Below are 20,249 nucleotides of genomic sequence, written 5' to 3' on the forward strand. Positions count from 1 at the left end.
TCTACCCCTGCGGCTGGTTGCTTATCAGCCGCGACATGGTTTCCAGCGAATCCGTTCTTAATACATACAGCCTTTTCAATAAGAACGGATTATCCCCCGGTTTCACCTTTCCTCTTACCGTCGTCACCGCCAGATGAAAACCAGCGTCATTCGCCGCCTGAACCGCCGTGGCGTTATAGCCGCCAAACGGGTAAGAGAGATACTGTACGTGCGGATTAAACTGCGCCAGCGCCCGCCGCGAATGCTCAAAATCAAACAGAATATTGTGATAGCTGCGGCTGAGCAGAATTGGATGACGAGCGGCATCAACCCGATGGAGAAAATGGGTATGCGACTGCACGTCAAAAACGTCCTGAATCTGTTTTAGCTCGGAAATACTCATAAACTGCAGCGATTTCGGCGCCCATTTCTGCGGATGGCGCTTAATGCGCGACGAGATAATAAAAGCCGTGGCGTGAAAGCCATACTGCTTGAGGATCGGGTACGCGTAGCGGTTGACCGACTTCAGCCCATCGTCAAAGGTGATCACCACCGAGCGCGCCGGTAGGTTCACTTTATTACGCAGATAGCCCTCAAGCTGATACATACTCAGCGTGGTATAGCCCTGGTCGCGTAGCCAGGTCATCTGGTTGCTGAAGGCGCGAACGGAAGTCGTTGTTGAGGTATGGCGAAAGCGGGTGTTTTCTTCGTCACGAAGAATATGGTGGTAGGTAAGGATGGGGATGCCGTTATCTTCCTGGGCATCAAGGCTGCTCACCCACGCCAGCCGGTTGCCGATGCGAATCTGAAACCAGGTTTGATTCAGCCGATCTTTAAGCTTGCTGATAATCGGGTAACGCAAATTACTCGCCAGGGTGCCAAAGGGCGCGCTGCCAACGGCGGGGGCATCATATACCGGCGTATCTTTCCAGGTCATGAGGTTTTGGTTGCTCAGGGATTTATGCAGATCGCCCAGGCTGTCCTCAACCCGCTGCTTCCCCTGTACCGGCTCCAGGTGGCCTTTATCAATAAAGCCGGTCGCAAAGCCAAAATTAAACTCATAGTAATCCGCCGCCGTCGGCACTACCGCCAGAATCTGTCCTGCCCGCACGTTGCCGACGCTCACTACCTGATTGCCCACCTGTGCCCAGATATCGGCATCTTCGGTCGTCTGCATATAACGTGCCGGGACACCCTGCTGGCTTAACAAACTGGCTGAGGCGCCGAGCGTCGTGAACAGGAGAAGTAAAGCAAGAATTCGGGCAAACATGCGCATCGAACCAGTAGACAAGAACTGCCGTCATTGTAACAAAAGCATCATCAATACCAATGCTTAATTCCCGTACGGCTCATGCAGTAGTCGAAAAGGCGGATTTTTTTGCTGCTGATGCCAGAGGCTGCTCACCGCAGGACCTCCGGCGCTGACAATCGCGTGGCGGAAGGCTTCACTACTGAGGGACGGACGTAGCAGATACATACTTTCCAGTAATGGGTAGCTGATACCAGAAATCACTTCGCAGTGGGTGTGCTTGTGGCTCATCAGCGCAGCGACGCGATAAGGCGCCGCGCCGGTTTTATCAGTCAGAAAAATGACCCCTTTCCCGCCGTCAGTTTCGTGCAGCGCGTCGCACATCATGCGGCTCAGCATATTGCTGCTGAGATTACGCCAGTAGTTAACCGCCCGACACTGCGTCAGCGGCCCAAACTTTTTCTCCAGACGATCCAGCATCTCCTGCGCCAGTTCGTCATGACAGGTAATCACCCAACCTAACATCGCCTACCTCCTTAGCAGGCAAACAATTTAGCAAGGGAAGCGATAAATATCGGTGATGACAATCAAAATTGTTTGCTGGCGCTTCGCTTAACTGCGCAGCGAAGCGCCATTAACGGCTAAATTAGCTGCGCAGCCCGCGCCCGCGCTGGATCAGATACCAACACAAAATATAAAACGCGACGATAAACACCACCAGCACGCCGAAGGTTGTGGCGAGCGGAACATCGTTAATGCCGAGGAAGCCGTAGCGGAAGCCGCTGATCATGTAGACAATCGGGTTCAGATGCGACAGGCCTTGCCAGAACGGCGGCAGCAGGGTCAGCGAATAAAAAACCCCGCCGAGGTAGGTCAGCGGCGTCAGCACGAAGGTCGGAATGAGGCTGATATCATCAAAGGTTTTGGCAAACACCGCGTTCAGCAGACCAGCCAGCGAAAATAACACGGCGGTCAGCACCAGAGTCAGGGCGACAAATACCCATGAGTGAACCTGGAACGGAACGAAAAACAGCGAAATCGCCGTCACCAGAATCCCGACGCACAGACCGCGGGCAACGCCGCCGCCCACATAGCCGGCGATCACCACATGGGTGGGGACCGGCGCGACCAGCAGTTCTTCAATATTGCGCTGAAATTTCGCGCTGAAGAATGATGACGCGACGTTGGCGTAGGCGTTGGTGATCACCGCCATCATAATCAGGCCCGGCACGATAAACTGCATATAGGTAAAACCATGCATTTCACCGATGCGCGAGCCGATCAGATTGCCAAAAATGACAAAGTAAAGGGTCATCGTAATGACCGGCGGCACCAGCGTCTGGATCCAAATACGCATAAAGCGATGGATCTCTTTGGTCCAGATGCTTTTCAGCGCGACCCAATAAAGCTGCATCATGCTGATTCTCCTTTCCGATCGTGTACCAGCGTGACAAACAGCTCTTCCAGACGGTTAGCTTTGTTACGCATACTTAATACCTGTATTCCCTGCGCGCTCAATTGCGTAAATACGCTATTAATCCCCTGCTCGCGCAGCACCTCAACCTCCAGCGTCGACGTATCAACCAGACGATACTGATAGCCTTCCAGTACCGGTAATGGGCTTTTGGGAGCCAGATCGAGAATAAAGGTTTCTGATTTCAGCTTGGAAAGCAGCGCCTTCATCGAGGTGTTTTCCACCAGCTCGCCGTTCTGAATAATACCGATATTGCGACACAGCATTTCGGCCTCTTCCAGATAGTGGGTCGTCAGGATGATCGTGGTGCCTTTATCATTCAGATCTTTCAGGAATCCCCACATCGAACGACGCAGCTCAATATCCACTCCCGCCGTTGGCTCATCGAGAATCAGCAGCTTCGGTTCATGCATCAACGCGCGGGCAATCATCAGGCGGCGCTTCATGCCGCCGGAGAGCATCCGCGCGCGTTCGTTGCGTTTTTCCCAAAGATCGAGCTGTTTGAGGTACTTTTCGCTACGGGCGATGGCTTCTTTGCGCTCAACGCCGTAGTAGCCCGCCTGGTGAATCACAATCTGCTGCACGGTTTCAAAGGGGTTAAAGTTGAACTCCTGCGGCACCAGGCCGAGCTGGCGCTTGGCGTTCACCACATCCTTTTGCAGGTCATAGCCAAACACGTTGACCTCGCCGGAGGTTTTGTTCACCAGCGAACTGATAATGCCGATAGTGGTGGATTTTCCCGCGCCGTTCGGCCCCAGGAGCGCGTAAAAATCGCCCGCTTCTACCTGAAGATCGATTCCGCGCAGCGCCTGAACCCCGCCGGGGTAGGTTTTTTTGAGCTGTTTTAGTTCCAGAGCAATGGTCATTAAATGTCTCTTCTCGTGTCGTGACACGCGATGGGTTGTTTTAAAAAATGTGAGGTTAACCTATATTAGCGCAACGCACTTACTTGGTTACAGGCCCGTAAACATCCATGAACGATATAGATACACTCATCAGCAACAATGCACTATGGTCAAAAATGCTGGTGGAGGAAGACCCCGGTTTCTTTGAGAAACTGGCACAGGCGCAGAAGCCGCGCTTTCTGTGGATTGGATGTTCCGATAGCCGCGTCCCCGCTGAACGTTTGACCGGCCTGGAACCCGGCGAGCTGTTTGTACACCGTAACGTCGCCAACCTGGTGATTCATACCGACCTGAACTGCCTTTCCGTGGTGCAGTACGCGGTCGACGTCCTGGAAGTCGAACACATCATCATCTGCGGCCACTACGGCTGCGGCGGCGTGCAGGCGGCGATTGAAAACACCGAGCTAGGCCTTATCGACAACTGGCTGCTGCATATTCGCGATATCTGGTTTAAGCACAGCTCGCTGCTGGGGGAAATGCCCGAAGAGCGCCGCCTTGATACGCTGTGTGAATTGAATGTGATGGAGCAGGTTTACAACCTTGGCCATTCAACGATTATGCAGTCGGCGTGGAAGCGTGGACAGAAAGTGACAATTCACGGCTGGGCCTACGGCATTCACGACGGCATGTTACGCGATCTTGACGTGACCGCCGTCAGCCGCGAAACGCTGGAACAGCGCTATCGCCATGGAATTTCCAACCTTAAAAGCAAGCACGTCAATCACAAGTAATTCACGCGCCCCTCTTAATATCCCGGATAAGCCGGGATAGATAATCCGCGTTACTCGTCCAGCAGCGTCACTTTGCCGATATACGGCAGGTGGCGGTAGCGCTGAGCATAGTCGATGCCATATCCCACCACGAACTCGTCCGGGATCGCAAAACCGACAAACTCAACCGGCACCTTCACTTCGCGGCGACTTGGCTTATCGAGCAGCGTACAAATCGCCAGCGATTTTGGTTCACGCAGGCTGAGGATTTCGCGCACTTTTGACAGCGTGTTGCCAGAGTCGATGATGTCTTCCACGATCAGCACATCTTTACCGCGGATATCCTCATCCAGGTCTTTGAGGATTTTGACGTCACGGGTGGTGGACATGCCGCTACCGTAGCTGGAGGCGGTCATAAAATCGACTTCATGCGGTACCTGAACTTCACGGCACAGGTCGGCCATAAACATAAATGAGCCACGCAACAGCCCCACCAGCACCATTTCGCTGCCGCTATCTTTGTAGTGCTCGTTGATTTGGCGACCGAGCTCAGCAATACGGGCTTTGATCTCGGTTTCCGGGATCATCACTTCTACAGTATGTTTCATAAAACTAACCATTTGATTCTTAATGTAAATCATCAACTCCGCTGCGATTGCACCGACGTTGACCGGCAAGCCACGCAGTATACCAGCAAAAAGAAATATGCGATGCAGTGATTAATAAAGCCCATTTTGTGATTCCGATCACACTTGTTAAATCCTATAATTAATTGCAGTTAAAAAATTAACAAACAAACGAGTGTCCTTCTATGGCAGAAACAAAATCTCAACAATCACGGCTACTCGTGACGCTGACGGCTCTTTTTGCAGCGTTCTGTGGCCTGTATCTCTTAGCAGGCGGGGCCTGGCTGGTCGCCCTCGGCGGCTCATGGTACTACCCTGTCGCAGGTCTGGTGATGCTGGCCGTCACCGTCTTGCTGTTCCGCGGTAAGCGTTCTGCGCTTTGGCTGTACGCCGCGCTGCTGCTTGCCACCATGATCTGGGGCGTATGGGAAGTTGGCTTCGACTTCTGGGCGCTGACTCCGCGTAGCGACATCCTGGTCTTCTTCGGCATCTGGCTTATTCTGCCGTTTGTCTGGCGTCGTCTGCCGATTCCCTCCTCTGGCGCCGTTGCCGGGCTGGTTGTCGCCCTGCTGATTAGCGGCGGCATCCTTACATGGGCTGGCTTCAACGACCCGCAGGAGGTCAACGGTACGCTGAGCGCTGATGCAACGCCAGCGGCGCCAATTTCCGAGGTGGCCGATGGCGACTGGTCGGCGTATGGCCGCAACCAGGAAGGCCAGCGCTACTCGCCGCTGAAGCAGATTAACGCCGATAACGTGAAGAACCTGAAAGAGGCATGGGTATTCCGTACGGGCGATCTCAAGCAGCCTAACGATCCGGGTGAAATCACCAATGAAGTCACGCCGATTAAAGTTGGCGACACGCTCTATCTGTGTACCGCCCACCAGCGCCTGTTCGCGCTTGATGCGGCCACCGGTAAAGAAAAGTGGCATTTCGATCCGCAGCTCAACGCGGACCCGTCTTTCCAGCATGTGACCTGCCGCGGCGTTTCATATCATGAAGCCAAAGCGGATAACGCGCCGGCGGATGTGGTTGCCGACTGCCCGCGCCGCATTATTCTTCCGGTCAACGATGGCCGCCTGTTCGCCATCAATGCCGAAACCGGTAAGCTGTGTGAGTCCTTCGCTAATAAAGGCATTCTCAACCTGCAAACCAATATGCCAGTCACCACGCCGGGCATGTATGAACCCACTTCACCGCCGATTATTACTGATAAGACAATCGTCATCGCCGGCGCCGTGACCGATAACTTCTCCACCCGCGAGCCTTCAGGCGTTATTCGCGGCTTTGATGTGAATACCGGTAAACTGCTGTGGGCCTTTGATCCGGGCGCGAAAGATCCCAACGCGATTCCTGATGATGAACATCATTTCACCCTGAATTCACCAAACTCTTGGGCACCGGCGGCCTATGACGCGAAGTTGGATCTGGTCTACCTGCCTATGGGCGTGACCACCCCGGATATCTGGGGCGGCAACCGTACGCCCGAACAAGAGCGCTATGCCAGCTCCATCGTGGCGCTGAACGCCACGACCGGTAAACTGGCGTGGAGTTACCAGACCGTTCATCACGATCTGTGGGATATGGATATGCCGTCGCAGCCGACGCTGGCGGACATTGACGTGAACGGCAAAACCGTGCCGGTGATTTACGCTCCGGCAAAAACCGGTAATATTTTTGTCCTCGATCGCCGTAACGGTGAGCTGGTCGTCCCGGCACCGGAAAAACCGGTTCCGCAAGGGGCGGCGAAAGGTGACTACGTCGCAAAAACTCAGCCGTTCTCCGACCTGAGCTTCCGACCGAAGAAAGACCTGACCGGCGCGGATATGTGGGGCGCCACCATGTTCGACCAGCTGGTGTGCCGCGTTATCTTCCATCAGCTGCGCTATGAAGGGATTTTCACTCCACCGTCAGAACAAGGTACGCTGGTCTTCCCGGGTAACCTGGGGATGTTCGAATGGGGCGGTATTTCCGTCGATCCGAACCGCCAGGTGGCGATTGCTAACCCAATGGCGCTGCCGTTTGTCTCAAAACTGATCCCTCGCGGACCCGGTAATCCGATGGAGCAACCAAAAGACGCCAAAGGTTCGGGTACCGAGGCCGGTATTCAGCCGCAGTACGGCGTTCCTTACGGCGTCACGCTCAACCCGTTCCTGTCACCGTTCGGTCTGCCCTGCAAACAGCCGGCATGGGGCTATATCTCCGCGCTGGATCTGAAAACCAACGAAGTGGTGTGGAAAAAACGTATCGGTACGCCGCAGGATAGCCTGCCGTTCCCGATGCCGGTTAAGCTCCCGTTCACCATGGGTATGCCGATGCTGGGCGGCCCAATTTCGACGGCCGGCAATGTGCTGTTTATCGGCGCGACCGCGGATAACTATCTGCGCGCTTACAATATGAGCAACGGCGAGAAGTTATGGCAGGCACGTCTGCCGGCTGGCGGTCAGGCGACGCCGATGACCTATGAAGTGAATGGCAAGCAGTACGTTGTCATCTCTGCGGGCGGTCACGGTTCGTTTGGCACGAAGATGGGCGACTATATCGTCGCTTATGCTTTACCGGACGACGCGAAGTAAAAAAAGAAGGCCCGGTTTCCGGGCCTTCTCTCTATGGTACGTCTCTCTCTTTTCGCGCCAGGCGAGCCCGCTTAGACGAGCTACACCGTAAATCCAAGCATCATCCCCGTATCTTCATGCTCCAGCAGATGGCAGTGCGCCATATAGGCATGTTCTTTCGGCGCATCGTGATCAAATTTCACCAGCACTTCACTGACATCGCCTTCCACCCTGACGGTATCTTTCCAGCCGCTCCGGTGGGGTGCCGGCGCTTTACCGTTTTCGGACAAAATACGGAACTGAGTACCGTGAATATGGAAAGGATGCAACATCATGTCGCCTTTGCCGGAAATCACCCACCGCTCATACTGCCCTTTCGCCGCCGCAAACAGGGGAACATTCATATCAAAGGCTTTACCGTTGATTCGATTCGCATTATGGAAATCAAAACCTTGATGACCGTGCTTCATCTGCGCCATGCCGCCATGATTCATGTTTCCGTGATTCATATTCCCCATATCGCCATGATTCATCATCATGCCATGGTCCATGCCGGACATCGCCTGGTCGCCATATTTTTGCATCAGCGCCTGCATCCCCATCATATCGAGCATCGGATCCATAGAGAGCTGCAGAGTACGCTGAGTAAACCCCTGAAGGGAGGGCAGCGCTGGCATAGCGGCCAGAACATCCGGCAGCTTACCGGAAGCCTGGATAGTCAGTGGCTGCACGCGTAATACCGGCTGCGGCCGATCAAACGGAGCAATCGCCATCCCCATCTGGTTAACCGGTAGCGTAATTAAATCAAAGGGTTTCCCGTCAGTGGTATCCACCAACACTTCGAAACGCTCCCCCATCAGCACCGGCAGCTCGTTGACTTTCACCGGCTCAGCCAGCAGACCGCCATCGCTTGCCACCACGTACATGGGCCGCTTATCGCTGGTGGCGAAATTCAAAGAACGCGCATTACAACCGTTAAGCAGACGCAACCGTAGCCAGCCGCGAGGCGCGGCATGCTCCGGGTAAAGCGCCCCGTTAGTCAGCAGCGTATCGCCAAACCAGCCAACGGCTGCGCTCATGATATCGAGCTGATAATCAATCTCTCCCGCTGCGGTGAACTTTTTATCCTGCACAATCACCGGGACATCATCAATTCCCCACTGCTTTGGCAAGAGCAGCTTTTCGCTTTCCGCATCAGAAATCAGTACCAGCCCCGCCAGCCCCATCGCGACCTGTCTGCCGGTTTTGCCATGTTGATGAGGATGGAACCAACAGGTCGCCGCCCGCTGCGTTGGAGTAAAGGTCACCGTGCGGGAGCCTCCGGCGGCAATCACGCCCTGGGGACCGCCGTCAACGGCGCCGGGAACCTCCAGACCGTGCCAGTGTACGGTGGTCTCCTCCGCCAGCCGGTTATGAATATCGATGGTTGCCTGCTCCCCCTGCTTAAGCTGTAGGGCCGGGCCCAGCAGATTACCGTTATAGCCCCAGGTGGTCGCAAGATGAGAGCCGAACTGCGTTTTTCCGGCCTGGATGATCAACGAGATGCGATTGCGCGCGTCGGCGGTAAGTAGCTCCGGTACAGGCAACGATGGACGACTGGCGGCGAAAACCGAGCGACTCCATAGCGGCAATGCGCTGGCTACGCTTACCGCAGCGGTTAGTTTAAGAAACTCACGACGTTGCATTTTCACATCCTTTTTATTCTGCTGGTGAATAATTGAGCTTAAACCCTCCCCCAACAGGAAGGTCAAGTAGAAGAGTAAGAATAAAGCTCGGCGCAGTGTAACGAAGTATGCTAACGTTGTTCGTCCGTGATTCAATGGTAGAAAAAATGAAGACGCTTTTCAGAACAATAGTGCTTGGCAGCCTGCTCACTCTCTCCGCCAATAGCTATGCATTAAGCGAGTCCGAAGCGGAGGATATGGCTGATTTAACGGCAGTATTCGTCTTTCTGAAGAACGACTGCGGTTATCAAAATCTGCCCAACACGCAGATTCGCCGCGCCCTGGTCTTTTTTGCTCAGCAGAACCAGTGGGATTTAAGCAATTACGACAGCTTCAATATGAAAGCGCTGGGTGAAGATAGCTACCGGGACCTCAGCGGAATCAAAATCCCCACCACCAAAAAATGTAAAGCGCTGGCGCGTGACTCACTTAGCCTGCTTGCTTACGTGAAATAATCCCCCTCATTTCAAAAAATCGGTAGCCGTGAGAATACGGCTATGATGCGCCGTAATAATAGCGGCTCAATTAACTACGTGCTTTAATTTATATCTCAATTCATAGAATTCACTAACAATTCAAACTTAATTCATTAAGAATTTGACTCATCACCAAAACAAATATAATAAATAGACTTTCAAAAACAAAACTCTAATATTGCAATCTTCTTTTTTGCACACTATTATCGCCCAATAACACCCCTTTTTATCAATGGAATGAAACCTTGAACATATCCTTATTTACACGCATAGCGCCTCTGGCCGTCATTTTATTAGTGGGCTGTAATTCAACGCAGTCCAGACAATCCGCCAGATTAATGAAACCATTATCTGATACGACATTAAGCCAACAACAAACGGAACAGCAGAGAGTCGCAGATGAGCAAGCGCGTTTAGACTCCTGCCGTAAGGCTCTTGAGTCTCTGAAAGAAGTGAATCCAAAGCAGGCAGACAAACTCGGTAATGAGTTCACCGCCCTGCTGAGCGCTGCAACCCAATATAATTCTGTCCGCAGTAAAGTCGCTGAACCGACAAAACAGGGAATCGATTCGATGTACCAGTTCAAATCAATCAAGCTATGCGCTGATATTGAAAAGGCATTGATAGATAGTCTTGTTAAACGTGGTGAAAATGTTCAGCTATGAACGGGAAAATAGCTAAAAATTTCAATTCGGTATCGCTGGCAGCAGTGTTTGTGCTGGCGCTATCGCCGGACGCCTTTGCGGAAAAAGATGCGCTGATAAGCGTCACGACGAGTTCAAGCAGCGACGCTTCAGGCCCTGCATTTTTAAATTACGCTAAAGAGCAGCAGGCGCAGGAAAGTCGTGAGCCTGTTAAGCCCGTGGAGGAAAAAAGCAATAAAACAAAAACAACCAATAAAAAAAGCGTTCAGAGTACCAATGATATCTCCCGCCAGGCTGCAATAATTTCTCAAAAAGATAAACTCATCCGCCAGCTTCGACAGCAGCTGGAAGCTAAACCTGTGACGATTAATGCCGCAGCAGATAACCAAAAAGAGCTGACTGATAAAATTCAGCTGCTTGAGAAAAAATTAGCGGCTGCTGTAGCCGAAAAACAACGATTAATAGATAAAGAGCTAACGGCCGCAGCTGAAATAAAACAGAGCGTGGGCCAGCGTAACGCCTCCGAAAATAAAATAGTGCAGCAAGAAAAAAGGCTATTATTAGTAGAATCCGCAAAACAAAAAGCCGAGCTGCAGCTGACTGAGGCAACCGCTGAAAAACAGGCACTGATAAAGAAACTCGCCGCGGCGGAAACGGAAAAGCAAGATACGGCCTCCAGGCTCACGGCTGCTGCATCAGACAAACAAGCGCTCATTAGCAAGCTCGCTGCCGCTGAGTCAGCTCAGGGGCAAATGCGCGCAAAACTCACCGCGGCTGACGCCGCCCGGCAGGCGCTACAAACGAAGCTGGAGGCGGCTGAAACAGACCATAAAGTCGTGCTCGCGAAGCTCGCCGCCTATGAAACGAAAGAAAAGGATTTAACGACAAAACTGGCGGCTGCAGGGGTAGAAAAACAGGCGCTCACGGCTAAACTGGATTCCTTTATCATCAGCAAGCAGCTGTCATCCCTTCAGGAGGATGCCGCCGATAAAGATAAAGCCCAACTGCAAGCCAGCGCAGATGAAATTACCCGACTAAAAACCATGTTAGCTGATGCCGAAGCTAAAAAACCAGCGGCTATCGACCTTGCGAAAGCGCCCCTGCAGCAGGCTTACGCTATTGGCGTATCGATGGGCGCTGAAGTGCTACAGCTCTTATCCACCCGGGATTCCCAGGGCGTAAAAATGAGCAAAGATACCGTACTGCAGGGGATCCAGGATTCTTTTTCCGGAAATATCGCCCTTGATGAGAAAGCGCGCAATAAAGCTTTGTTCGATGTATCTAAAAAAGTCTTTCAGAACCTGAAGAAGATCGAACAGCAAACGCTTAGCGAAGGAAAGAAATATCAGCAAAAGTTCGCGCAGCAAAAAGGAGTGGTATTGAAAGATGGCGTTTACAGTCGCATAGATTATGCCGGTAAGGGCAAGATTCTCGATAGCGACATCGTTACCGTCACCATCAAAGAAACGCTTACTGACGGAACCGTCATTAACGATATGGAGGCGGAGGGTAAAGTGTGGTCTCAGTCCCTGAAATCTTATCCTCCACTGTTCCTTGGGCCCATAAAGCGGCTGGGAAATCACGGCGCTATTACGGTCGTGATCCCTCCCGAGCTCGCCTACGGCAGCGAAGGCAAACCGCCTAAAATCCCGCCGGGAGCGACCATGGTCTATTCGCTCAGAATCGTTGACGCCACTGCAGCACAACCGCAGGCTAAAAAACCCTGATCCTAACGCCTCCCGCCAGGGCGGCGTTCGCCATTTTCTTACCACGCCTCATTTGCTGAAATATCCGCCGTGCATCATCTTCTATAGTTGGCTATGATGTTGCGCTCATTTTAATGGGTGTAACAGATGTTAACAAAGGAGGATCTGCCCGTGGCCGATAGCAATCTGTGGCATGAAACGCTGCACGACCATTTTGGTCAGTATTTCAGCGTTGATAACGTTCTGTATCATGAGAAAACCGAGCATCAGGATTTAATCATTTTCGAAAACGCGGCGTTTGGTCGCGTGATGGCGCTGGACGGGGTGGTACAAACCACCGAGCGTGATGAGTTCATCTACCATGAAATGATGACCCATGTTCCGCTAATGGCCCACGGTCAGGCGAAACATGTGTTAATTATCGGCGGCGGCGATGGCGCCATGCTGCGCGAAGTCTCTCGCCACGGCAATGTCGAAAGCATCACTATGGTAGAAATTGACGCTGGCGTGGTGTCGTTCTGTCGTCAGTATCTGCCTAATCATAACGCTGGCGCGTACGACGATCCGCGTTTTACGCTGGTCATTGACGATGGCGTCAATTTTGTTAACCAAACGGCGCAAACGTTTGACGTCATTATCTCCGATTGCACCGATCCTATCGGTCCCGGCGAGAGCCTGTTCACTTCCGCATTTTATGAAGGCTGCAAACGCTGCCTCAATCCTGGCGGGATTTTCGTCGCTCAGAACGGCGTCAGCTTCCTGCAGCAGGATGAAGCCGTCGATAGCCATCGCAAGCTCAGTCATTACTTTAGCGATGTGAGCTTCTATCAGGCGGCGATTCCAACCTATTACGGCGGCATTATGACCTTCGCATGGGCCACGGACAACGAAGCCCTGCGCCACCTTTCCAGCGAAATCATCCAGGCCCGCTTTCATAAATCGAACCTGAAGTGCCGTTATTACAATCCGGCAATTCACGCGGCGGCATTTGCTTTACCGCAATATTTACTGAATGCGCTATCCACCGTTAAGTAAGGGGGTGATCTAAATTGAAAAAATTGAAGCTGCACGGCTTTAACAATCTGACCAAAAGCCTGAGTTTTTGCATCTATGATATCTGCTACGCGAAAACGGCAGAGGAGCGCGATGGCTACATCGCCTATATTGACGAACTCTACAACGCCAACCGCCTGACAGAAATTTTGTCCGAGACCTGTTCAATTATCGGCGCAAATATTCTTAACATTGCGCGTCAGGATTATGAGCCTCAGGGCGCCAGCGTGACGATCCTGGTCAGCGAAGAGCCTATCGATCCGCAGCTTATCGATCAGACCGAACATCCGGGCCCGCTACCGGAAACCGTTGTGGCGCATCTCGATAAAAGCCATATCTGCGTTCATACCTACCCGGAAAGCCATCCTGAAGGCGGGCTGTGCACCTTCCGTGCCGATATTGAAGTCTCAACCTGCGGGGTCATTTCACCGCTGAAGGCCCTGAATTATCTGATTCACCAGCTAGAATCCGATATTGTCACCATTGACTATCGCGTTCGCGGTTTTACCCGCGATGTGAACGGCATGAAGCACTTCATCGATCATGAAATTAACTCCATTCAGAACTTCATGTCCGAGGATATTAAGTCTTTGTATGACATGGTGGACGTGAACGTTTACCAGGAGAATATCTTCCATACCAAGATGCTGCTTAAGGAATTCGACCTTAAGCACTATATGTTTCACACCAGGCCGGAAGATTTAACCGAAGAAGAGCGCCGGGTCATCACTGACCAGCTGTGGAAAGAGATGCGTGAAATTTACTACGCAAGAAATATACCGGCGGTGTAACGCCCGGCGGAGCACGGAGGCTCCGCCAGACTTAGCGCTGCTGCATAAACTCACGATAGGCGGCAACGACCTGTAAAAAATCTTCAATACCGCACAGCGAGAGGCTTTCTTCGTCGTAGTAGCTCATCCCCTCTTCTATCTCATCGCCGGAAAAATCCAGCTGATTGGCGCGGATCATCACTTCTTCACCATCCAGCCATAATGTGTATTCATGACCGGCACGCTGCCAGGAACGTTCGCTGCCTTTGACGGTGCGCGCGGCCTGCTCGACTTCATCAAGCAGGGTAAGGTTATCTTTGACCTCTTCGTTGAACCAGTGGCCGATAGCCTCATGATCCATCGACATTCGCACCTTTACCACTCCGGTAATATCGCGCAGAAATTCGTAATCCATAGTCTTTTCCTCTGCAAGGGCAGTGCGTCACCGCTGCACTGTACCCATAGCGTCATTATCGCAGCAGTAAGGGAGAAAAAAAGCGTCGCGGACGGAGGGATTGGAAATAAAAATGCCCGGTGACGCAAAGTTCACCGGGCATTGAGGGGATTATGTACCGCTCTGACCTAGCGCATTACACCGCGGTCTGGAAAATAACCCCGTCAGCCTTCTCAGTGTACTGACCCAGCTGGTCGAAGTTCAGATAGCGGTAGGTATCCGCCGCGGTTTTATCCACCTGAGCCACGTAGGTCTGGTACTCTTCCGGCGTCGGCAGCTTACCGATAAGCGCGGCGACTGCCGCCAGCTCCGCAGAGGCCAGGAAGACGTTAGCGCCGGTACCTAAACGGTTCGGGAAGTTACGGGTTGAAGTAGAAACCACCGTCGCACCGTCAGCAACGCGCGCCTGGTTACCCATGCACAGGGAGCAGCCAGGGATTTCAATACGCGCGCCGCTCTTACCAAACACGCTGTAGTAACCCTCTTCAGTCAGCTGCGCGGCATCCATACGGGTTGGCGGCGCTACCCACAAACGGGTCGGCAGTTGACCTTTGTGGTTGTCCAGCAGCTTACCAGCCGCGCGGAAGTGGCCGATGTTGGTCATGCAGGAACCGATAAACACTTCATCGATCTTCTCACCCTGCACGTCGGACAGCAGACGCGCGTCGTCCGGATCGTTCGGCGCGCAGAGGATTGGCTCTTTGATATCGGCCAGATCGATATCGATCACCGCCGCATATTCTGCATCCGCATCCCCTTCCAGCAGTTCAGGTTCCGCCAGCCATTTTTCCATGCCCTGAACGCGACGTTCCAGCGTACGGCGGTCGCCGTAGCCTTCCGCGATCATCCACTTCAGCAGGACGATGTTGGAGGTCAGATACTCAACGATCGGCTCTTTGTTCAGCTTGATCGTGCAGCCTGCAGCCGAGCGCTCTGCGGAGGCATCGGTCAATTCAAACGCCTGTTCAACTTTCAGATCCGGCAGACCTTCGATCTCCAGAATGCGGCCGGAGAAGATGTTTTTCTTACCTTTCTTCTCAACGGTCAGCAGGCCCTGTTTGATCGCATACAGCGGGATGGCGTGCACCAGATCGCGCAGGGTAATGCCCGGCTGCATTTTGCCTTTAAAGCGCACCAGCACCGATTCCGGCATATCCAGCGGCATCACGCCGGTCGCGGCGGCAAACGCCACCAGGCCAGAACCTGCCGGGAAAGAGATACCAATCGGGAAACGGGTATGCGAATCACCGCCGGTACCGACGGTATCCGGCAGCAGCATACGGTTCAGCCAGGAGTGGATAACGCCATCGCCAGGACGCAGTGATACGCCGCCGCGGTTCATAATAAAGTCCGGCAGCGTGTGGTGCGTGGTGACGTCAACCGGCTTAGGATAAGCGGCGGTATGGCAGAAGGACTGCATCACCAGGTCGGAAGAGAAGCCCAGGCACGCCAGGTCTTTCAGCTCGTCACGGGTCATCGGACCGGTGGTGTCCTGAGAGCCTACGGAGGTCATCTTCGGTTCGCAGTAAGCGCCCGGACGAACCCCGGCTACGCCGCAGGCGCGGCCAACCATTTTCTGCGCCAGAGAGTAGCCGCGGCTGCTTTCCGCCACGTCTTTCGCCTGACGGAATACCTCGCTGTGCGGCAGGCCAAGCGCTTCACGCGCTTTGGTGGTCAGGCCACGACCGATGATTAGCGGGATACGGCCGCCTGCGCGTACTTCGTCGATCAGCACGTCGGTTTTCAGCTCGAAGGTCGCCAGCAGTTCGCCGGTTTCGTGGTTACGTACTTCACCTTTGAACGGATAAACGTCAATCACGTCGCCCATGTTCAGGTTGTTTACGTCCACCTCAATCGGCAGCGCGCCGGCATCTTCCATAGTATTAAAGAAGATAGGCGCAATTTTGCCGCCGAGAACCAGACCGCCGCCGCGTTTGTTCGGCACGTTCGGAATATCGTCGCCCATAAACCACAGCACCGAGTTGGTGGCGGATTTACGCGATGAACCGGTACCCACGACATCGCCGACGTACGCCAGCGGGAAACCTTTTTGCTGCAGTGCTTCAATCTGCTTAATCGGGCCGACGGCGCCTGGCTGATCCGGGTCGATGCCTTCACGGGCGTTTTTCAGCATTGCCAGCGCGTGCAGCGGAATGTCCGGGCGGGACCAGGCATCAGGAGCCGGAGACAGGTCATCGGTGTTGGTTTCGCCGGTGACTTTAAAAACGGTCACGGTGATTTTGTCAGCCAGCTGAGGACGGCTCAGGAACCACTCAGCGTCAGCCCAGGATTGCATCACCTGTTTGGCATATTCATTGCCCGCTTTGGCTTTCTCTTCAACATCGTAGAAGTTGTCGAACATCAGCAGGGTGTGGGACAGCGCTTTCGCGGCAATCGGCGCCAGTTTTGCGTCGTCCAGCGCGTCAATCAGGGGATGAATGTTGTAACCGCCCTGCATGGTGCCCAGCAGTTCGACAGCTTTTTCACGGGTAACCAGTGGAGAAGTTGCATCGCCTTTGGCGATCGCGGCAAGGAATCCGGCTTTAACATAGGCGGCTTCGTCGACGCCCGGCGGTACGCGGTTAATTAACAGGTCTAACAGGAATTCTTCTTCACCCGCTGGCGGGTTTTTCAGCAGTTCTACCAGCGCGGCCATTTGGGTTGCATCTAAGGGTTTCGGTACAATCCCCTCGGCGGCACGCTCAGCTACGTGCTTACGGTATTCTTCTAGCACGACGGTTCTCCTCGCTCTCATTGTAAAATGCGGTAGGCGATTCTCTTCACGCTCCTGTGAGACAGCAGTTTGTAGGGTAAATGCCCGATACCGCGTCGGCAGCATAGCAGGATTTTGGCGGGGTGTTAATCTGTTTACAAAAAAGCAACATTAAAAATTAGCTGAATCGTTAAGGGCAGAATATTGCAGGTTTTCTGTCAGTTTAGCGGTATATAAAATTAATTCTGTTACACATCATTGTCCAAAAACCCAACTAAAATCAAAAACGCAAATTCGCGATCTTTATACTCAGGCAATCCCCCGCTTGACGACAATACTCTGTCAAAACGGGCCAATCTTTGTGCCGGGAGTCCTTATGACGCTGCCTTTCAAACCCCATCTGCTCGCGCTGCTTTGCAGTGCCGGACTATTAGCCGCCGCGGGTACGCTCTACGTTAAAAGCCGGGAACCGCAAACGGCCCCCGAGCCACCCGCCGTTGCGCAGACGGCGCAGACCACCGCCGCCGCTCAGCCGGTTACCGCAACCTATACCCCCGCGCAGATAGACCAGTGGGTCGCGCCGATCGCGCTCTATCCGGACAATCTCCTGTCCCAGGTGCTGATGGCTGCGACCTATCCGAGTAACGTCGTTCAGGCGGTGCAGTGGTCGCAGGATAATCCCGCAATGAAGGGGGATGCGGCGGTACAAGCGGTGGCAAGCCAGCCCTGGGATCCCAGCGTAAAATCGCTGGTCGCCTTCCCTTCCCTGCTCGCGTTAATGGGAGAAAACCCGCCGTGGATAGAAAACCTGGGTAACGCATTTCTCGCCCAGCCGCAGGACGTCATGGATTCGGTGCAGCGCTTACGCGCCATCGCCCAGCAGACCGGAACGCTAAAATCTACGCCGCAGCAGAAAGTCATCACCGCCACAAACGCTGCGGCAACGTCGACAACCAGCACCTCCCGCAGCAGCAGCGCCGTGACATCCTCCCCTCCCGCCCAGGTGATTAAAATCGAATCCGCCGATCCGAACGTGGTGTACGTGCCGGCCTATAACCCTTCTGTAGTTTACGGCGCCTGGCCTAACACGGCCTACCCGCCGGTCTACCTGCCGCCGCCTCCGGGTGAACAGTTCACCGATAGCTTCGTCAAAGGTTTTGGCTATAGCCTCGGCGTCGCCACCACCTACGCCCTGTTCAGCAGCATCGACTGGGATGATGACGATCGCCATCATGACGATGACGATCACCACCACGATGATGATCATCACGGCGGCTACCCGCACAACGGCGATAATATCAATATCAACGTCAATAATTTCAACCATATTACCGGGCAGAATTTGCCGGATAATCACGCTAACTGGCAGCATAATCCAGCCTGGCGCGGCAATATTCCATACCCGAACAACAACATCGCGCAGCATTACCATCAGACCAATGTTCCCGGCGGGCTTAGCGCTACCCAACATCAACCCGTCGATCGTAACGCGCAGCGTCAGGCAGCCATGACTCAGCTACAGCAGCGTACCGGGCCTGCGGCTGCCGCGGATAACTCGCTTGCTCGCGCGCCGTCCCGCGATGCCCAGCGTCAGCTCGCATCGCAGCAGCTGCATCAGGTGACCCAGCGCAATAACTACCGCGGCTATGACGCCACGCCGGCGGTTAAACATAACGCCGTACAACAGCAGCATCGGGAAGCGGTAAAATCGCAAATTCAGCATCCAACGGCGCAGCAGCAACAGCGCCGCGAACAGCTGCGGACCACAACGCCCGCACAACGTCAACAGAAGCTGAATGACCTGCACGCCAATGCCCTGAGCGGTAACGATATCCGCTCTCCTTCCTGGCAGTCGCAGCAGGCGCGCGGCCTGCAGAGCCGTCATATCTCGGGTTTAAGCAGCGAGCAGCGCAGCGCGGCCAGAGAACAGCTTTCTGAACATCATGAACTGCGCCGCCGCTGAGGATAATCAGATGAAAAAATTATTAACAATGACTCTGCTGGCCCTGGCGCCCGCCATATCGTTGGCTCAACAGCAGTTTTCCTCTCCGCAACAGGCCGCCAGCGCGCTGGCCGAGGCGATCGGCAAGCATGATGAATCGGCGCTCAACGGGCTGCTCGGCGATAGCTGGCAGCAGTTTTTACCGCCGGATGGCATTGCCCCTGACGCCGTCGATCGCTTTCAGCGTGACTGGAAAGTGAGCCATCGTATCGTTCAGCAACAGGATAGCGCCTGGCTGGAGGTAGGTCAGGAAGCGTGGCGGCTACCGATCCCCATAATTCAGGATAAGAGCGGCTGGCGTTTTGATATGGCCGCTGCTGAAGATGAGATCCTGACTCGCGCGATTGGCCGCAATGAGCTGTCAGCCATTCAGGCAATGCATGCTTACGTTGATGCCCAGCAGGATTTCTATCGATTAAACCACGCCTGGGCGCAGAAGATTATCAGCAGCGATGGCAAGAAAGATGGCCTCTACTGGCCAGCCGCTCCCGGCGAAGCCCCCAGCCCGTTAGGACCGGCGTTTAGTCCCGTAGAACCCGGCGAGGGCTATCACGGCTATCGTTTCCGCATAATTAAAGACAGCGACAATCAGGGCGCCGCCCTGCTGGCATGGCCGGTGGAATGGGGAAAGACCGGCATCATGAGCTTTATGGTTAACCAGAATGATGAGGTTTATCAGGCTAATTTAGGTGATGAAACGCAGATCAAGGCGCGGGCGATTTCTCAGTTTTCGCCTGACTCCGGCTGGCAGGCCATCCATCAATAGTAAAATGCCCGGCGCGATATGGCGCTGCCGGGCAGTATCACTACGTTGGCTTAGCCCTGATGAGGCATCAGAGACGGGTAGCCGGCAAAAGCCGGTTTAGTGCTGGTCAACGCCGCTTCATCAGCGCTGATGCTACCGGAGTTCGCCGCCCATACGCCTTCGCTGGTCTTCGTTATTTGCTGATGCTGTATATTCAAATCCTGGCCCATAGCGGCAATATGGGTGCTTTCGGTACCGCCGCTGTTATCAGCCCAGGGAATCGCGGCATCCGCCGCGCAGGCCATACCAGAAACCAACGTTGCAGCCAGGAGAGTGGTGGTTAAAAGTCTTTTCATCGCATACCTCACATATAGTTAACTGTCTATAAGTTTACATAGTTACTATTTTTCAGGAATTAATAAGGTATGCAATTTTATTAACGGCGACACAGTTCTAAACATCAC

18 protein-coding genes are annotated in these 20,249 nt (G+C 53.7%); 9 read left to right on the forward strand and 9 right to left on the reverse strand.

Annotated elements, in window-relative coordinates; all coding sequences use genetic code 11:
- Position 1: 1 nt before the first annotated feature.
- The 4 genes from GUC22_RS22260 to GUC22_RS22275 all read right to left on the reverse strand — a co-directional run bounded on the left by GUC22_RS22260 (position 2) and on the right by GUC22_RS22275 (position 3,568).
- Positions 2-1,255, reverse strand: a complete 1,254-nt coding sequence (locus GUC22_RS22260; protein ID WP_049130712.1) for a polysaccharide deacetylase family protein — start codon at positions 1,253-1,255, stop codon at positions 2-4.
- Between the two features lie 57 nt (positions 1,256-1,312).
- Complete coding sequence (locus tag GUC22_RS22265; protein ID WP_004872110.1) at positions 1,313-1,753, reverse strand: PTS sugar transporter subunit IIA; 441 nt, start codon at positions 1,751-1,753, stop codon at positions 1,313-1,315.
- 121 nt (positions 1,754-1,874) lie between these two features.
- Entirely contained in the window at positions 1,875-2,645 is a 771-nt protein-coding gene (locus GUC22_RS22270; RefSeq protein ID WP_004129040.1) for an ABC transporter permease, read from the reverse strand.
- Complete coding sequence (locus GUC22_RS22275; RefSeq protein WP_004872112.1) at positions 2,642-3,568, reverse strand: ABC transporter ATP-binding protein; 927 nt, start codon at positions 3,566-3,568, stop codon at positions 2,642-2,644. Before GUC22_RS22275 ends, GUC22_RS22270 begins: the two co-directional genes overlap by 4 nt.
- A gap of 107 nt (positions 3,569-3,675) precedes the next feature.
- Between GUC22_RS22275 and can the strand changes: the two genes are divergently transcribed.
- On the forward strand, positions 3,676-4,338 hold the full coding sequence (can, locus tag GUC22_RS22280) for a carbonate dehydratase (RefSeq protein ID WP_004129036.1): 663 nt from the start codon (positions 3,676-3,678) through the stop codon (positions 4,336-4,338).
- A gap of 50 nt (positions 4,339-4,388) precedes the next feature.
- Here the strand turns inward: can and hpt are convergent, their stop codons facing one another.
- Complete coding sequence (gene hpt / locus GUC22_RS22285) at positions 4,389-4,925, reverse strand: hypoxanthine phosphoribosyltransferase (RefSeq protein ID WP_014227950.1); 537 nt, start codon at positions 4,923-4,925, stop codon at positions 4,389-4,391.
- A 203-nt stretch (positions 4,926-5,128) separates the two neighbouring features.
- Between hpt and GUC22_RS22290 the strand changes: the two genes are divergently transcribed.
- Positions 5,129-7,519 carry a glucose/quinate/shikimate family membrane-bound PQQ-dependent dehydrogenase gene (locus tag GUC22_RS22290; RefSeq protein ID WP_004872116.1) on the forward strand — a complete coding sequence of 797 codons (2,391 nt, stop codon included), beginning with the start codon at positions 5,129-5,131 and terminating at the stop codon, positions 7,517-7,519.
- Positions 7,520-7,599: 80 nt separating this feature from the next.
- Here GUC22_RS22290 and cueO read toward each other — a convergent pair whose 3' ends face one another.
- Positions 7,600-9,183 (reverse strand): multicopper oxidase CueO, encoded by a 1,584-nt coding sequence (cueO, locus tag GUC22_RS22295; RefSeq protein ID WP_064342177.1) that lies wholly within the window; start codon positions 9,181-9,183, stop codon positions 7,600-7,602.
- Between the two features lie 146 nt (positions 9,184-9,329).
- Here cueO and GUC22_RS22300 point away from each other — a divergent pair, with 146 nt between their 5' ends.
- The 5 genes from GUC22_RS22300 (at position 9,330) to speD (ending at position 13,892) form a co-directional block, all read left to right on the forward strand.
- Positions 9,330-9,677, forward strand: coding sequence for a YacC family pilotin-like protein (locus tag GUC22_RS22300; RefSeq protein ID WP_004872121.1), 348 nt, complete (start codon positions 9,330-9,332; stop codon positions 9,675-9,677).
- A gap of 266 nt (positions 9,678-9,943) precedes the next feature.
- On the forward strand, positions 9,944-10,363 hold the full coding sequence (locus tag GUC22_RS22305; protein ID WP_024360328.1) for a hypothetical protein: 420 nt from the start codon (positions 9,944-9,946) through the stop codon (positions 10,361-10,363).
- Entirely contained in the window at positions 10,360-12,069 is a 1,710-nt protein-coding gene (locus GUC22_RS22310) for an FKBP-type peptidyl-prolyl cis-trans isomerase N-terminal domain-containing protein (protein ID WP_049130715.1), read from the forward strand. Before GUC22_RS22305 ends, GUC22_RS22310 begins: the two co-directional genes overlap by 4 nt.
- A 150-nt stretch (positions 12,070-12,219) precedes the next feature.
- The gene (speE, locus tag GUC22_RS22315; RefSeq protein ID WP_004872131.1) at positions 12,220-13,083 is read left to right on the forward strand and encodes a polyamine aminopropyltransferase; all 864 of its coding nucleotides are present in this window, start codon (positions 12,220-12,222) and stop codon (positions 13,081-13,083) included.
- Between the two features lie 14 nt (positions 13,084-13,097).
- Positions 13,098-13,892, forward strand: coding sequence for an adenosylmethionine decarboxylase (speD, locus tag GUC22_RS22320; protein ID WP_004872133.1), 795 nt, complete (start codon positions 13,098-13,100; stop codon positions 13,890-13,892).
- Between the two features lie 31 nt (positions 13,893-13,923).
- On the opposite strand, the gene yacL is transcribed toward speD, so the two are convergent.
- Both yacL and acnB read right to left on the reverse strand, forming a co-directional pair.
- Positions 13,924-14,286, reverse strand: a complete 363-nt coding sequence (gene yacL / locus GUC22_RS22325) for a protein YacL (RefSeq protein ID WP_004129024.1) — start codon at positions 14,284-14,286, stop codon at positions 13,924-13,926.
- A 175-nt stretch (positions 14,287-14,461) separates the two neighbouring features.
- Entirely contained in the window at positions 14,462-17,059 is a 2,598-nt protein-coding gene (gene acnB, locus GUC22_RS22330; protein WP_024360326.1) for a bifunctional aconitate hydratase 2/2-methylisocitrate dehydratase, read from the reverse strand.
- A 355-nt stretch (positions 17,060-17,414) separates the two neighbouring features.
- Here acnB and GUC22_RS22335 point away from each other — a divergent pair, with 355 nt between their 5' ends.
- Together GUC22_RS22335 and GUC22_RS22340 are read left to right on the forward strand one after the other, a co-directional pair.
- Positions 17,415-19,001 carry a DUF3300 domain-containing protein gene (locus GUC22_RS22335; RefSeq protein WP_116944010.1) on the forward strand — a complete coding sequence of 529 codons (1,587 nt, stop codon included), beginning with the start codon at positions 17,415-17,417 and terminating at the stop codon, positions 18,999-19,001.
- Positions 19,002-19,011: 10 nt separating this feature from the next.
- Positions 19,012-19,806 (forward strand): DUF2950 family protein, encoded by a 795-nt coding sequence (locus tag GUC22_RS22340; protein ID WP_098363127.1) that lies wholly within the window; start codon positions 19,012-19,014, stop codon positions 19,804-19,806.
- A 50-nt stretch (positions 19,807-19,856) separates the two neighbouring features.
- Here the strand turns inward: GUC22_RS22340 and GUC22_RS22345 are convergent, their stop codons facing one another.
- Complete coding sequence (locus GUC22_RS22345) at positions 19,857-20,141, reverse strand: hypothetical protein (RefSeq protein ID WP_004872139.1); 285 nt, start codon at positions 20,139-20,141, stop codon at positions 19,857-19,859.
- Positions 20,142-20,249: the final 108 nt, after the last annotated feature.

This window comes from Klebsiella sp. MPUS7 (genome assembly GCF_009905335.1).
In the GTDB taxonomy this organism is placed as follows: Bacteria; Pseudomonadota; Gammaproteobacteria; order Enterobacterales; family Enterobacteriaceae; genus Klebsiella; species Klebsiella grimontii.